This window comes from Saccharibacillus sp. O23 (assembly GCF_002205895.1).
In the GTDB taxonomy this organism is placed as follows: Bacteria; Bacillota; Bacilli; order Paenibacillales; family Paenibacillaceae; genus Saccharibacillus.
This window is the reverse complement of sequence record NZ_NJDE01000011.1, coordinates 15,180-30,685: the sequence shown is the minus strand read 5'-3', so window position 1 is coordinate 30,685 and position 15,506 is coordinate 15,180. Positions and strand designations below refer to the sequence as shown.

Annotated in this window: 13 protein-coding genes; 11 read left to right on the top strand and 2 right to left on the bottom strand. The window is 55.5% G+C overall.

The genetic code is table 11. The features are described from left to right. Positions 1-32 precede the first annotated feature (32 nt). The 5 genes from CDO73_RS15900 (at position 33) to CDO73_RS15880 (ending at position 5,244) form a co-directional block, all read left to right on the top strand. Positions 33-941 carry a LysR family transcriptional regulator gene (locus CDO73_RS15900; RefSeq protein WP_088489517.1) on the top strand — a complete coding sequence of 303 codons (909 nt, stop codon included), beginning with the start codon at positions 33-35 and terminating at the stop codon, positions 939-941. Between the two features lie 167 nt (positions 942-1,108). After that, complete coding sequence (locus CDO73_RS15895) at positions 1,109-1,981, top strand: 3-hydroxyacyl-CoA dehydrogenase family protein (RefSeq protein ID WP_088489516.1); 873 nt, start codon at positions 1,109-1,111, stop codon at positions 1,979-1,981. After that, the gene (locus CDO73_RS15890; RefSeq protein WP_088489515.1) at positions 1,978-3,186 is read left to right on the top strand and encodes an acetate/propionate family kinase; all 1,209 of its coding nucleotides are present in this window, start codon (positions 1,978-1,980) and stop codon (positions 3,184-3,186) included. Before CDO73_RS15895 ends, CDO73_RS15890 begins: the two co-directional genes overlap by 4 nt. A 24-nt stretch (positions 3,187-3,210) precedes the next feature. Beyond that, positions 3,211-4,506, top strand: coding sequence for an asparagine--tRNA ligase (gene asnS / locus CDO73_RS15885; protein ID WP_088489514.1), 1,296 nt, complete (start codon positions 3,211-3,213; stop codon positions 4,504-4,506). A 57-nt stretch (positions 4,507-4,563) separates the two neighbouring features. Beyond that, positions 4,564-5,244, top strand: a complete 681-nt coding sequence (locus CDO73_RS15880; RefSeq protein ID WP_088489513.1) for a DnaD domain-containing protein — start codon at positions 4,564-4,566, stop codon at positions 5,242-5,244. Positions 5,245-5,696: 452 nt separating this feature from the next. Here CDO73_RS15880 and CDO73_RS15875 read toward each other — a convergent pair whose 3' ends face one another. Further along, on the bottom strand, positions 5,697-6,569 hold the full coding sequence (locus tag CDO73_RS15875) for a carbohydrate ABC transporter permease (RefSeq protein ID WP_088489512.1): 873 nt from the start codon (positions 6,567-6,569) through the stop codon (positions 5,697-5,699). A gap of 15 nt (positions 6,570-6,584) precedes the next feature. Further along, positions 6,585-7,442, bottom strand: coding sequence for an ABC transporter permease (locus CDO73_RS15870; protein ID WP_256972722.1), 858 nt, complete (start codon positions 7,440-7,442; stop codon positions 6,585-6,587). Positions 7,443-7,703: 261 nt separating this feature from the next. Between CDO73_RS15870 and CDO73_RS15865 the strand changes: the two genes are divergently transcribed. The 6 genes from CDO73_RS15865 to CDO73_RS15840 all read left to right on the top strand — a co-directional run bounded on the left by CDO73_RS15865 (position 7,704) and on the right by CDO73_RS15840 (position 15,418). Next, entirely contained in the window at positions 7,704-9,536 is a 1,833-nt protein-coding gene (locus CDO73_RS15865) for a sensor histidine kinase (RefSeq protein WP_256972718.1), read from the top strand. Positions 9,537-9,567: 31 nt separating this feature from the next. Then, positions 9,568-11,175: a response regulator gene (locus tag CDO73_RS15860; RefSeq protein ID WP_088489510.1), complete on the top strand. Its 1,608-nt coding sequence runs from the start codon at positions 9,568-9,570 to the stop codon at positions 11,173-11,175. A gap of 111 nt (positions 11,176-11,286) precedes the next feature. Beyond that, positions 11,287-12,960, top strand: coding sequence for a type 2 periplasmic-binding domain-containing protein (locus tag CDO73_RS15855; protein WP_088489509.1), 1,674 nt, complete (start codon positions 11,287-11,289; stop codon positions 12,958-12,960). Between the two features lie 217 nt (positions 12,961-13,177). Next, the gene (locus tag CDO73_RS15850; RefSeq protein ID WP_088489508.1) at positions 13,178-13,711 is read left to right on the top strand and encodes an RNA polymerase sigma factor; all 534 of its coding nucleotides are present in this window, start codon (positions 13,178-13,180) and stop codon (positions 13,709-13,711) included. Then, complete coding sequence (locus CDO73_RS15845) at positions 13,708-14,178, top strand: hypothetical protein (protein WP_088489507.1); 471 nt, start codon at positions 13,708-13,710, stop codon at positions 14,176-14,178. Before CDO73_RS15850 ends, CDO73_RS15845 begins: the two co-directional genes overlap by 4 nt. After that, complete coding sequence (locus CDO73_RS15840; RefSeq protein WP_088489506.1) at positions 14,159-15,418, top strand: DUF6677 family protein; 1,260 nt, start codon at positions 14,159-14,161, stop codon at positions 15,416-15,418. The genes CDO73_RS15845 and CDO73_RS15840 overlap by 20 nt, the downstream gene beginning before the upstream one ends. The last annotated feature ends 88 nt before the right edge of the window (positions 15,419-15,506 follow it).

Here is a 15,506-nt window from a genome sequence, read left to right as displayed (position 1 = left end):
AATAATTCGGAAACGCGAATGGAGAGAATTGGATGGATCTCAAAGAACTGCTGGCGTTCCGTGCCGTGATCGAACAAGGAACGTTCGCCAAAGCCGCGGAAAAACTGCATTACGCCCAGTCGACGGTAACCGCTCAGATTCAACGTTTGGAAAAAGAATTGGGGTTTCGCTTGTTCGAACGGGGATGGGAAGCCAAGCTTACCGAAGCCGGAAGGCTGTACGCGGCGGAAGCGGACGGCTTGATCTCGCATTGGAAGCATGTACGCGATAAAGGGCTTGCGCTCGGCCGCGAAGAAAGCGGGGTGTTGTCGTTTGGCGTGATCGAACCGATCGCGGAGAACGGTCTGGCCCGTCTGCTCGCGGAATTTCGCCGGCAAAAGCCGGGCATCGAATGCCGCGTGGTCGTCGACTCTACCGAAGGTTTGGCGCGCGCTCTGGGCGCCGGAGAGATCGCGCTGGCGATCTGCGGGCAGCCGCCCGGATTAAAAAGGTTCTTTTTCGAAACGCTTTATATGGAAGAAATCGTATTCGCCGCGGCGCGGACGCATCCGGCCGCCCGCGAACGTTTGACTTTGGAACAGTTGTATCGCTATCCGCTCGTGGCCGGCGGCGAAAACTGCTTATACCATCTGCGGTTGGAGCAGGAATTCGCCGCGTATCCCGTCAAACCGTTCGCTTATACGGTCAGCCGCCTCGCGTCGGTGCCCGCCGCGGCTCGCGAATTGGGCGGAATCGCCGCCGTGCTGGCTTCGACGCCTCTGCCGGAAGACATGAAGCGTGTTGCTTACGAACCGCAAGATCCGTATATCGAAGTCGGACTGCTGCAAAATGCCGAAAGCCGATACCGCAGCCCGGGAACGGAAGTCTTGATCGCACTGATCCGCAGCGCTCACAAAATATCCGCAAGTCGGCGGCCAAATCTTTCTTCGGAGAGGGTATGATAGAAGTATATGTCCTCCTCCGGCAGACCGAATATTTTTAAAACGCAAATTCTTTTTTACATTTCGGATATGCTAAGATATGATTAGATGTTGGGAATGCAAGACGCTCATGTCGGCTGTAGGAGTGGACAATCTTGCAGGAGAGACCAGAAAGGATGAAACTAGAGATGAATTTCAAAAAAATAGGCGTCGTCGGCGGCGGGGTCATGGGACAGGGGATCGCGGAGATGCTCGCGGCCCGCGGCCTTGACGTGCTGCTCGTAGAGAAGAACAACGAGAAGCTGGACCACGCGTACAGCATGATCGAAACAAGCCTGGACAAAAAGCTGGAGAAATGGGGCATTACCCCCGCAGAGAAAAAGCTGACGCTGTCCAGAATCTCGAAAGTGACTCACTTTGCCGAACTGGGTTCTTGCGACTTGGTCATCGAAACGATCTCCGAAGATCTGGAAGCGAAAAAAGCGGTCTTCGCGCAGCTCGACCAAGTATGCCCGAGCCACATCACGCTCGCCAGCAATACTTCCGCGCTCAGCTTGACCGAAATCGGCAGCTCCACGATGCATCCGGAGCGCGTCATCGGCATGCACTTCATCTATCCGGTCGCTTCGATCAATCTGGTCGAATTGATCCGCGGACTCAAAACGTCGGACGCGGTCGTGGAAGCGGCCAAGTACTTCGTGGAAGAGACGCTCGACAAAAAAGGCATCATGGTCTACGAGTCTCCGGGCTTCGTCAGCACCCGTCTGATCTGCACGTTGATCAACGAAGCGCTGCACGTGCTTGAAGAAGGCGTGGCTTCGGCCCAAGACATCGACGACGCGATGAGAATCGGATACCAATTCAACCGCGGACCGCTCGAAATGTGCGACCGTTTCGGTCTGGATTCCGTTCTGGCGGCGCTCGAAGGCATGTTCCGCGAATACGGCGACATCAAGTACCGTCCGGCATTCATCCTGAAAAAGATGGTGCGCGCGGGACAACTCGGCACGAAAACGGGCGAAGGTTTCTTCAAGTACGACAAGGACGGTGACAAGCTGTGAAAGTACTCGTAATCAACTCGGGAAGCTCTTCCCTCAAATACCAACTGTACGATATGACCGACGAATCGGTATTGGCCAAAGGTCTGGTCGAACGGATCGGCATGGATTCGTCCATCCTGACCCACAAGCCGACCGGCAAAGAAGAAGTGACGGAAGTCAGCGAAATTCTCGAACACAATACGGCGATCCGCAAAGTCATCGAGAAGCTGACCGACAAAACGCACGGCGTGCTGGCTAGCGTCGACGAGATCAACGCGGTCGGACACCGCGTCGTGCACGGCGGCGAGTTCTTCAGCGAATCGGCTCTGGTCGACGCGCAGGCGAAGAAAAACATCCGCGCGCTGATCGATCTGGCTCCGCTGCACAACCCGGCGGCGATCATGGGGATCGAAGCGTCCGAGATCAACATGCCGGGCGTTCCGCAGGTCGTCGTATTCGATACGGCGTTCCACCAGACGATGCCGGAAAAATCGTACCTGTACGCGATTCCGCGCGTGCTGTACAACAAATACAAAGTGCGTCGTTACGGATTCCACGGCACGTCGCATTACTACGTCAGCCTCGCGGCGGCCGAATTCCTCGGCAAACCGATCGAAGACCTGAAGATCATCACGGCGCATATCGGCAACGGCGGCAGCTTGACGGCGATTCAAGGCGGCGTGTCGGTCGATACTTCGATGGGCATGACTCCGCTCGAAGGCCTGATGATGGGTACGCGTTCCGGCGACCTCGATCCGGCGATCGTGCCTTACGTGATGAACAAAGAAGAGCTGAGCGTCAGCGAAATGAACTCCATGCTGAACAAACATAGCGGCCTGCTCGCGATCTCCGGTTTCAGCAGCGATATGCGCGATATTACGGACGGCTGGGAAAAAGGCGAACCGAACTCGACGATGGCGTTCGAAATGTACGAATACCGTCTGCGCAAATACATCGGTTCGTACGCGGCCGCCATGAACGGCGTCGACGTGCTGATCTTCACGGCGGGCGTCGGCGAGAACTCCGCGATCGTGCGCAAAGCCGTCTGCGAGAACCTGTCGTATCTGGGCATCGAGATCGACGAAGAATTGAACAAAATTCGTTCCGGCGATCCGCGCCGCATCTCCACGCCGAATTCCAAAGTGGAAGTGCTGGTCGTACCGACGAACGAAGAGCTGGTCATTGCCCGCGATACGTACCGCATCGTGGAAGGGACTCAAGCTTAACCTACAGGGAGAGGATTGACTGTCATGTCTATCAAAACAGATATTCGCGGCGTCGGCGCGCATGTCGGCGAGACCGTTCGTATCGGCTGCTGGGTGAACAACAAACGTTCGAGCGGCAAAATCCAATTTTTGCAGCTGCGCGACGGCACGGGATACATTCAAGGCGTCGTCGTAAAAAATGAAGTTTCCGAAGAGATCTGGAACGCGGCCAAAAGCCTGACGCAAGAAAGCTCGCTTTACGTTACGGGAATCGTTCGCGAAGAGCCTCGCAGCAAATCGGGCTTCGAGATGACGGTTACGGACGTCGAAGTTCTGCATATTACCGAAGATTATCCGATCACGCCCAAAGAGCACGGCGTAGACTTCCTGATGGATCATCGCCATCTGTGGCTGCGTTCGACGAAGCAGCGCGCGGTCATGATCGTGCGCGCGCAGATCGTTCGCGCCGTTCGCGAGTTCTTCGATACGAGAGGCTTCACGCTGATGGATCCTCCGATCCTGACGCCGTCTTCGGCCGAAGGAACGACCGAACTGTTCCATATCAAATATTTCGACGAAGACGCTTATCTGACGCAGAGCGGACAGCTGTACATGGAAGCCGCCGCGATGGCGCTCGGCAAAGTGTATTCGTTCGGTCCGACGTTCCGCGCCGAAAAATCCAAGACTCGCCGTCACTTGATCGAGTTCTGGATGATCGAACCGGAAATGGCGTTCGTGGAATTGGAAGAAAGCTTGGAAATTCAAGAGCAATTCGTCAGCCACGTCGTGCAATCGGTTCTGACGAACTGCAAAGCCGAACTGGAAACGTTGGAACGCGACGTGACCAAGCTGGAACAGGTCGTCGGATCGTTCCCGCGTATCACGTACGACGACGCGATCAAGTTCTTGAACGAGAACGGCTTCGACGTGCCGTGGGGCGAAGATTTCGGTGCTCCGCACGAAACGGCGATCGCCAACCATTACGACAAACCGGTCTTCATCACGCACTACCCGGCGGAGATCAAGGCTTTCTATATGAAACCCGACCCGAATCGTCCGGAAGTCGTGCTGTGCGCCGACATGATCGCGCCGGAAGGCTACGGCGAGATCATCGGCGGTTCGCAGCGGATCGACGATCCGAAACTGATGGAAGAACGGTTCGAACAGCATAACCTGACGTCCGATTCGTACAAATGGTACATGGATCTGCGCAAATACGGTTCCGTTCCGCATTCCGGTTTCGGTCTGGGTCTGGAACGCACCGTAGCTTGGATCTGCGGCCTCGACCACGTCCGCGAGACGATTCCGTTCCCGCGCATGCTGTATCGTCTGTATCCGTAAGGCGCTTTACGCATGCTGCGAAAAGTGGATACCGCAGGCGGAAGGAGGAACAAGCGGGTGAACGACGAAGCTTGGAAGACTTGGGCAATGGGAGTCTCCTATGCCATGGAATCGCCGCAGGTTCATATTCCTCACGCGCTGCTGCGTTTTTATCGCAAAATGGGACTCAGTCTGGAGGAGACGATGCTGCTGATTCAGCTCATCGGTTTCCGCCAGGCGGAGCTGAACGACTTCCCGACGCTCGAAGAACTGCAAGAGCGGACCGGGCTGGAACCGGCGGAACTCGCCGGCAAACTGCAGCGGCTGATCAAAGACGGATTCCTCGCCATCCATGAAGACGAGGATACGCCGTCCGGCATCCGTTACGAACGGTATCATCTGGCCGGATTGTACGAACGCCTCGCCGGCTGCTTGGCCGAAGAGCGGCGCAACCAACGCCGCGCCGAACGCCCGGCCGTTCCCGAAGAAGAAGCCGAGACCGTAGATAACCTGTTCCGTATTTTCGAACAAGAATTCGCCCGTCCGCTTTCTCCGATGGAATGCGAGACGATCTCCGTCTGGATCGATCAGGACCGTTATCCCGAAGAACTGATCCTGCTTGCTTTGAAGGAAGCCGTATTCGCCGGCAAACTTCATTTCCGGTATATCGACCGGATCCTGCTCGAATGGAGCCGTAACCGCGTCCGTACCCCGGAAGACGTGCGAGCTTATTCTCAGAAATTTAGAGGTCAAAGGTGATTTTTCGTATTCGAGCCAACAAGCGAGAATAGAAAAAACACCGGGCAAAAAGGTGATTTTTCGTGTTCAAGCCGATAAGCGAGAACAAGAAAAAACACCGGGCAAAAAGGTGATTTTTCGCGTTCGAGCCAACAAGCGAGAACAAGAAAAATACCGAACGAAAAAGCGGTTCTCGCTGGTTGGCGAGAATCCTGCTTTTTCTTTATCTCATAAGAAAGAAGAGCGCCCTCCGCATATGGAGGGCGCTCTTCTTTTATAATTTCGATCCGAAGCGATAAGCGGAGGGAGAAATTCAGCGATAGACGCCTTTGAACCCGGAAAAATTCAAATCAAAACTTCAATCCATTTTCCGGGTGAGACAGCGAATTGAGCGAATTTCTCCCGGAGCCCCTAAGCTTCTTTAACGAATAGGAATTTTTTAAAAAAGATGCGTCCCTCACCCACCTCAAAAGCTATTCTTTCACCGCCCCCACCACGATCCCCGTCACGAAATACTTCTGAAGGAACGGATAGACCATCAAGATCGGCAGCGCGCTGATAAAGATCTGCGACGCGCGGATCGTCCGCTGCGAAAGACTCGCGACCGCGGCCGGATCGAGCTTCGACATATCCGCCTGCACGATGATCGTCTGCATGAAGCTCGCCAGCGGAAGCTTTTCCGAATCGCGGATGTAGATGATCCCGTCGAAATACGAATTCCAATGGCCGACCATCATGAACAGCGAGACGGTAGCGAGAACCGGCATGGACAATGGCAGGTAAACGCTGAAGAACGTGCGCAGATGTCCGGCTCCGTCGATAAACGAGGCTTCTTCCAGATCTTTCGGAATGCCGCGGAAGAAGTTGAGCAGCAGAATGATATTGAACACCGCGACCAATCCCGGCAGAATGAGCGCCCACAGCGAGTTCATCAGACCCAATTTCAGAATCAGGATGTAACCCGGAATCAAGCCTCCGCTGAACAGCATGGTCACGACGAAATACCAGAGGTAGATATTCCGAGCGCCGAACACCCGCGTTTCTTTGGACAGCGAATAAGCGGCCATCGTGTTCACGATCAGCGCAAGCCCCGTACCGATCACCGTTCGCTGAACCGATACCCAGAGCGAAGAAAGGAAGTTGGCGTTGTCGAACGTTTTGGCATAAGCTTCGAAAGTAAAGCCGATCGGCCAGAAGGTGACCAGTCCCGCGTTGGCGGGAGCGGTCGAACTGAGCGAGACCATCAGCAAATGCAGGAGCGGAAGCAGGCAGACGATCGAGACGACGGTCAAGAATACATTGTTGAAAACGGAGAAAACGCGATAGGATAACGTTTTGTGGTACATCAGACTGCCTCCTTTCTAGAAGATGCGGTATCCGGCGAACCGGTAAGCCAAGCGGTACGAGACGGCGATCAAGATCAAGCTGATAAACGATTTGAACAAATTGACGGCCGTAGCGAAACTGAATTGCCCACTGAGCAGGCCTTCCCGGTAGACGAACGTGTCAATAATATCGCCCTGCTGGTAGATCAGCGGGCTGTACAAGTTGAAGATCTGGTCGAAGTTGGCGTTCAGCACGTTGCCGAGCGCAAGCGTGGCGATGACGATCGTGATCGGCAGCAGCGAAGGAATCGTCAGATGGATCGTCTGCTTCCAGCGCGTCGCGCCGTCGACTTCCGCCGCTTCGTAGAGTGCCGGATTAATGCCGGACAACGCCGCGAGGAAGATGATCGTATTGAAGCCGAATTCTTTCCACACGTCGCTGAAGATGATCGTGAAACGGAACCAGCCGCCGTCGCCGAGGAAGAAGATCGGTTTGATGCCGAACAAGAAGACAAGGAACTGATTGATCAATCCGGTCTGCGCCAGCATGTCGATCAGGATGCCGGACAGCGTCACCCAAGACAAGAAGTGCGGCAGATAGACCAGCGTCTGGATCGAACGCTTCAGCGCCATGAGCCTTACTTCGTTCAGCAGCAGCGCGAAGACGAACGGCACGATCAAGTTCATGACGATCTTCGTGCAGGCGAAGAATAAGGTGTTGCCCGTAATCTTGAGGAAATAATCGTTCTGCCACATGTATTCGAAATGTTTCAGTCCGACCCACGGCGATTCGGCGAACCCGAGCGCCGGCTTGTAATCTTGGAACGCCATGATAATTCCGCTCATCGGAATGTACGAGAAAATAAAGACCAGTACCGCTGCCGGAAGCACCATGAGATGCAGGATCAGAGGTTGTTTGCCGCCTCTTTTTCTGCGGCCGCGTTCCGCCGTTTTCTCTGCTCTCCGTTCGCTTATATTCGCTTCCATAACGCTCCCCCGTTCCGAATGTGTGTGGTGTCTCTCTAACTTCTCTGTTATATATAAATAGTATCAAGGCCCGTTCGGGGCCGATATATAACAATCTTAGGATCGATAGGTTTTTCTTAGGGCTTGTAAGCGCTCTAGGCCGCGATCCGGAGGAGGACGCGCATGCGGATGCAGCCGACAGTCGAAACGGCCGGAATACAGGGGAAGACCCGGGGCCGGTTCAGTTTGTTTACGAAGATGAACAGTTTGATCGCGATCTTGTTTCTGCCGATCGTGCTGGCGTATACGTATTCCAACGACGTGACTTTTCATGTGGTCAGCCGCGAACTTCAGACGTCGAGCGCGCGCCAATTGGCGTTCTTGTCCGGGCAGATCGATTCGCGAATCAGTCAGATGATGGATTTCAGCTTGGCGTTCTCCCGCGATCCGAACGTGCAGGACTTTAACGGACTCAATCTGTGGGGAGACCGGTACGACCGCATGCAGATCCGCTACGCGGTACGGGAGAAAATGATCCTGCAATCCGGCGTGACCGACATTTGGCCCGCGCGTTACGCGCTTCATTCTCAGCAGAACCGCGAAGTGATCGCCAATTATCCGCGCGCCAGCGAATACGACGAAGCTTATCTGAAACGGAACATGACCGGCAAATGGAATTACGGCGACGGGAGCGTCGGAGACGAGGAGAACGGCGAACCTTCGTCGTTCTATTGGTTCTACACCGATTCGCTGGGTCGTCCCGGGATGCTCACGGGCAGCAGCGCGGTGATCGAAGCGAGCTTCAGTTCGGACAATATCCGCAATATGCTGGATACTTACAAGGCGGGCGGTCAAGGCGATCCGTTCTATTACCATAAGGGCGACAAACCGATCCTGAACCGAAGCGCGGACCCGGCTTTGACGGAGGCGTTAGTGCGCGATTTGGACGAACATCCGCTCGAACGCACGGGTCAGCGGGTCGTCGAGCTTCAAGGGCAAGATTATCTGGTCAGCTCGGTCGGTTCTTCTTATCTCGACGGCCAACTGATCGACGTGGTGCCGCTCGGCAAAGTATTAGGACCGATCGCGTTCAGCCGCAATTTGTTTTATCTGTCGATCGCGCTGCTCTTCGTGCTCGGCGTCTCGGCTTCGCTGCTGCTGTACCGCAACGTGCAGCGCCCGATCCGCAAACTGATGAACGGGCTGCTGCGCATGCAGAGCGGCGATTATTCCGTACGTCTGCACAGCCGAAGCCGCAACGAATTTTCGTTCGTGTTCGAACGTTTCAACGAGATGTCGCAGCGGATTCAGGAATTGATCGAAAATGTGTTCAACGAGAAGATCCGGGCCCGGGAAGCGACGCTCAAGCAGCTTCAAGCGCAGATCAATCCGCATTTCCTGTATAACTGCCTCGGCTACATCATCAATATGGCCCAGATGAAAGAAGAAGAAGCCGTTGTCTCGATGGCCTTCAATCTGAGCGCGTATTACCGGTATACGACGCGCATGGAGAAAGAAATCGCTCCGCTGCGCGAAGAAGTCAAATTGCTCGTCAATTATCTGGATATCCAGAAGCTGCGCAACGGCCGGATTCATTACCGGATCGATATTCCGGAAGAGATGCTGACGCGCGAGATTCCGCGGTTGATGCTTCAGCCGATCGTCGAGAACGCGGTGATTCACGGCGTCGCCAAATCGTATGCGGCGGGCGAGATCGCGATCGTCGGAGAAACGAAAGAAGGCTCATGCCTCATCGTGATCGACGACGACGGACCGGGCCTTGCGCCGGAGCAGTACGAGGCGCTCAATCTGAAAATGACCGAGGAACTGCAAGAAGAAATGGGCTGCGGGCTGTGGAATACGCATCAGCGCATCGCCCACCAATTCGGCAGCCGTTCGGGACTGCGGTTCGGTCCGTCTCCGTCCGGAGGATTCCGCACGGAGATCTTCTGGGAGATCGAAGCCGAGCCGGAAAGCGATTCGCGACCCGTCATATCGACGATGAAGCCGGCGACGAATTGACGAAGCGACAATCAAGAAGGAGAGAATGACCATGCAGCTTCTGATCGTGGACGACGAGATCCACTGGGTTGACAATCTGTCGATGAACAAACCGTGGCATACGCTCGGGATCGAACAAGTACACAAAGCCTATTCCGCGCGCGAAGCGCTGGAACTGATCGACAACCATCCGATCGATATCGTGATCTCCGATATTCTGATGCCCGAGATGAGCGGAATCGAATTGATCGAGAAGATTCGCGCCAAAGACCGCAAGATCAAATGCGTGATGCTGTCCGGGCATTCGGACTTCGAATATGCCAAGCAGGCGATTCGCCACAGCGCGGTCGATTATCTGCTCAAGCCGCCGACCGACGAAGAGCTTCTGGGCGCGGTCGGTTCGGCGATCGAACAGTTGAACGCGGAGTGGGCGATGGTCGGTTCGTTGGAACGGACCAATTACACGCTGCGGGAAAATCTGCCGCTGTTAAGAGGCCGCCTGCTGCTCGACGCGCTGGACGGGCAGCGGATGTCCGCCGAAGAATGGACGCGCCGCCTCGATAATTACGGCCTGCCTTTCGAAGTGGGAACCTGCGCGTTGATGCTCGTCCGGATGGAAGAAGAATTCGGGCGTTACCGCAATAACGGACAGCCGTTGATCGAATACGCGATCATCAACATGGCCGAAGAAGTCATGGGCGAATTCATGGAAGTCTGGGGCGTTAAGGAAGAACACGGCTATCTGGCTTTTCTGCTGCAATTCAAGATTCATGCGCCGTCGAACCGCGAGATTCTGCTGGAGAAACTGGCGATTCAGCTTCAAGCCAAGGTCAAGCAGTTCCTCAAAGGCTCGCTGTCGATCGTGATGACCGAACCGTTCCGGTTTCCGGAAGAACTGCCCGACGTATTCCGCAGAGGCATCGCGTATTTCCGGCAGATCGTAGGCGACGAGCGGGAGTTCGTGATGCGTCTGAGCGATTCGGCGGAACCGGCCCGGCAAGGAGCGCTGCGTTCGCTGTATCTCTCGCCCGCGCTGGGCACGCTGCTCGAAGCCGGACGTTGGGAAGAAGCGGAGGAGAAGCTGAACGCCGTCTGCGACGAATTGGACGAACATTGGTCGGGATCTTGGGAACACTGCATGGAAGCCGGGTTCGCGATCGCCGCGGCGTATACCAATCTGGCGCATCGGGGCGGGCATACGTTGGCAAGCCTGCTCGGCGACGGCATCGAACCGCTTCAGCGCGGCGAAGCTTTTGCTTCGATCGCGAAGCTTCGGCATTGGTCGATCGAAGCGCTGCGTCGGCTGCGGGAAGGCACGTCGAACGAGGTGCGCGATACGCGTTCGTCGTACGTGCGCAAAGTGCAGGCTTTCGCCGACAAAAATCTGCATCTGGACGTCTCGCTGCGCGCGTTGGCCGATCACGTCAATCTGCATCCGACCCATCTGTCCAAGATCTACAAGATCGAGACGGGCGAAGGCATCAGCGATTACGTATCCAATCTGCGGATGGAGAGAGCCTGCCAGAAGCTCAAATCGACGGACAAAAAAGTGTACGAAGTCGGCTTGGAGATCGGCTATATGGACCCGGCGTATTTTATCAAAGTGTTCAAAAGGCACTTCGGCATGACGCCGCAGGAATATCGGGACGGGAACAAATAACCTGACAAAGTCCTATCTCGCCTAACAAACTCATATAGATGCCCTCCGAAGAATGTTGGTACAGTAACGGTGTAAGAAAGAGGTCACACAGTCAACGGAGGGGGTCAAGCCATGAAAAAGTTCCGTAACGCTTGGAAGATTCTTGCGGCAGCCAGTTTGATTACCGTTACCGCCTGCGGAGGAGGTTCGGGAGACAAAGGGGACGGCGCGAAAAGCGCGGAGGTCGGATCGTCCGCGGCCGAAGCGGCGTTCGCCGCCGGCAAATACGATCCGCCGATCGAATTCAGCACCGTGCTGATGCCGAAGAAATACGTTCAGGGCGATACCAAAGAAAACAACGTCCATGACCGCTGGATGCTGGAAACGCTGGGCATGAAACATAAGGATACATGGTACCCGGCGAACGACGATCAGTACAAACAGAAACTTCAATTGGCCGTCGCTTCGGGGGAAAAGCTGCCCGATTTCGTTCCGGTGCCGACCAACCCCGTATTGACGAACCAATTGATCGAATCCGGACAGTTTATGCCGATCGACGAGCTGTTCGACAAATACGCCAATCAGATTCTCAAAGATCACGCGGCCGAACATCCGGAACTCTGGTACCCGTTCACGAAAGACGGCAAAAAGTACAATATGCCGATCCTCGAATATACGGATAACGACGATACGCTGCTGTGGCTGCGCGAAGATTGGATGGAGAAACTGAATCTCGAAGCGCCGAAAACGATCGCCGATCTGGAAAATATCATGGACAAGTTCAAAAACCAGAACCCGGACGGCTTGTCGCCGGATAAAGTGTTCCCGCTGGCGATCTCGCTCAAAAACAACACCAATACGTGGATGGGTTCGCTCGATTGGCTGTTCGGCGCGTACGGCACGATCGAAGAGCAGTGGAACAAAGACGCGGACGGCAATCTGGAGTACGGTTCGATCAATCCGGGCGCGAAGCAGGCGCTCGCCAAGCTTCAAGAATGGATGGACAAAGGCTACATTCACGCCGACTCCGCGCTGTGGGACGAGTCCAAATCGGCGGAGAGCTGGACCAAAGGGACCGCGGGCATCCTGCCGGGCGCGAACTGGGTACCGGATTGGCCGGCTCCCGACCTGCTCAAAGCCGTACCGGGCTCGAAGTACAAAGCGTATCCGGTACCGGCCGGACCGGACGGCAAGATCGGAACCAAATGGCAAAATTCCGGTGTCAACGCCAGCATCATGATCAACAAAGACGCCGCGCATCCGGAAGCCATTTTCCTGTACTATAACTATCTGCTGGACAATCTGGCGAATCCCAAAGCGGGCAGCCCGTACGAATACGGCTTCGCCAAAGGGTACGACTGGGATATCGTCGACGGCAAACCGACCAGCGACAAAGACAAGATTCCGAATTTCTCCAACGAATTCCCGTTCCTGACCGGTCCGGCGCGTATTCCGGATCTGTACATGAAGACGCTGGTCAAACTGGCGGACGGAGAAAAGCCGAGCACGCCTTACGAAAATCAGATGGCCGAGTTCCGCAAGCCGGAAAACTGGTACGCGGCTAAAGTCGTCATGTCTCAGCACGATATTCGTAAACAGAACTACTTTACGGGCGCCGCGACGCCGGCAATGGTCTCGAAATGGAACCTGCTCCGTCAATCGGAAATGGAGACGTTCAACAAGATCATCTACGGCCAGCTGCCGATCGACGCGTTCGACGAATTCGTCGCCAGTTGGAAAGCCAACGGCGGGGATCAAGTGACGAAAGAAGTCAACGATTGGTACAAATCGGTATCCGGCAAATAAGATCGTCAAGGTTGTCCGATGCCTCGCAAGACCGAAGATCGCAGATGCGGTTTTCGGTCTTTTTTGCGTCTTTCGCGATTTGCGGCGGTCGGTTTGTGTACAATGAAGGCGGCGGAATCCGCGTTTGATTATTTTTTTCGGCAAAGCTGCAGGGGTCAATCGAAAAGAGGCGTCTATACGGACGGGAAAGGGGGGGAGCAAGATTGACGAACAGGAATTGATCAGACGCATTTTGCGCGGCGAACGCGACGCTTTTCGCGAACTCGTCGATGCGTACAGGCAGCATGTATTCCGGATTGCCTTCTCGGTACTGCGCAGCGAGAAGGATGCCGAAGACGCCGCGCAGGAAGTGTTTATCCAGCTTCATAAATCGCTCCCCGATTACCGTTCCCAAGGTTTCAAGACGTGGATCTCGCGGATCGCGCTCAACAAAGCGATCGATTTCAAACGCAAGCAGAACCGGCGTCGCGAAGATCTGTACGATTCGGAGCCCGCGCTGCTCAAAGTCGCTTCGGGCGACGAAGCGCCGCTGGCCCGAATGCTGCGCGAAGAACAGTCGGACGAGATCAAAAGGCGGATGGCGGAGATGCCGCAGGGGCATCGCGACGTGATCGAAGCTTTTTATTTTCAAGGCAAAAACTACGAAGAAATCTCGGCGGAAATGCACGTTACGGTCAAGACCGTCGAATCGAAATTGTACCGGGCCCGAATGTGGATTCGGCAGCACTGGCGCGAGGAGGAGTGGCGATGAGCGACATCGAACGGATCGGACCGAAAGAATGGACGGATTACGTCCGGGGCACGCTTCCCGAGCCGGCGAGGCAAAGATTGGAGCGTCTGCTGGGCGAAGGCGACGAGCTGGCGTTCGATTATTACATGGCCGCGCTCGGCAACGTGGGCGGGGATCTGCCGGCGTTAACCGATGCGGACGGCTTCAGCGAGCGGGTGATGGCCGCGCTTCCGGACGAACCTTCGGCCAAGAGCGGACGGTTAGGCCGCAAATGGACCGAACCGATCGTTTTGTATGCGGTAGCCGCCGCCGCCGCGCTGCTGCTGACCTTCTCGGGCACGTTCGACCGGCTCGGCGAACAAGCGCAGCGCGCCGCGGACGAAGCGGGCAAAGTTTCGTACAGCCAGAAGCTGGCGGAAGGTGCGTCGTCCTGGTTCGGCGGGGTTAAGGCGAAAGGAGAAAACGAACATGAATCGACAACGAAGTAAATTTGCGGCGCTGCTGCTGAACGTGGTGCCCGGCCTGGGCCATTTGTATTGGGGAAGAAGAGTGCGCAGTTTCCTTTATTTTCTGTCGGCGAGCGGAATTTTCGGAATCGGTCTTCTGGTGGCGATCGATTCCTACGATAACGAGTCGATCCTGATCTGCTCGGGCTTGGCGTTCTTCATCTGGTGCGTCAGCATGTTCGATCTGGTCGGCGCGGTCATGCGCGGCCCGACCAAACAAGAAGAGCAGCAGATGCGGGAAGCGTATTACGCGCAGAGCCGCCGTATGCGCGAAACTCAAGCACAAGGTTATTACGATTACGCGGGCGGTCCTTCGCCGCGCAGCGCCGAAAGCATGGGAATCGGAGAAGACCTGCCGCCGCATATGGAATTCGGCGCCGACGATCTGTCGGGCTACCCGCCGTATCCGCCGCCGATCGGTCAAGGACATATGCTGCGCGAACCGGAATATTTCTCGGACTCGCAGCGCTTTTTCACCATCCTGCTCAGTTTCGTACCGGGCCTCGGCCATCTGTATATGGGATTGATGCTTCGGGGCATCTCGTTCTTGGCCGCGTTCTTCGGCTTGGCTACGGTGCTGTTGTTCATCACCGGATTCACGGGAGAAGAAACGTTCCTGCTATTCCTCGGCGTGCTTCCGGTCATCTGGATCTACGGGATGTTCGACGCGGTGCTGCTGGCGGAACGCAAACGCCGCGGCGAGCCTCTGCGCGATTTCTCGCTGATCGAGAAATGGGACATCGGACGCGAAGGCAGCGGGAAAAGCCGGACGATGGGGCTGCTGCTGGCGATCGTACCGGGCGCTTCCCATATGTATCTGGGCTTGATGAAGCGCGGATCGCAATTCATGATTTTCTTTTTCGGCAGTATTTACGTGCTTGACGTGCTCGGTATGTCACTGTTCTTGTTCTTGGTTCCTCTGATCTGGTTCTATTCGTTCTTCGATGCGCTTCAACAGGTCGGGCGCTACGGAAGCGAAGCTTTGCAGGATAGGCCGCTGATCGCAAACTTCGAAGCGAATCGGACGTGGGTAGGAGTCGTACTCGTTTTGTTGGGCCTGTATTACGTGTTCAATACGATAGTCATGCCCGGAACGAGAATAGGATCTTGGAGCATATGGGTAGAGATCAAACCGTATACGCGCAACGCGATTGTCGCGCTGCTGCTGATCGGCGGAGGCTTCAAGCTGCTGAAAGATTCGAAAGCATCAAAAATCGAATAGGTCGTCCGAGAAAGGCTGCGGGTAGCGAATACATGAAAACGGGATAAGGAAGCCGCCGCAGCCGTTGCACAAAAAAACCGTCTTTGCT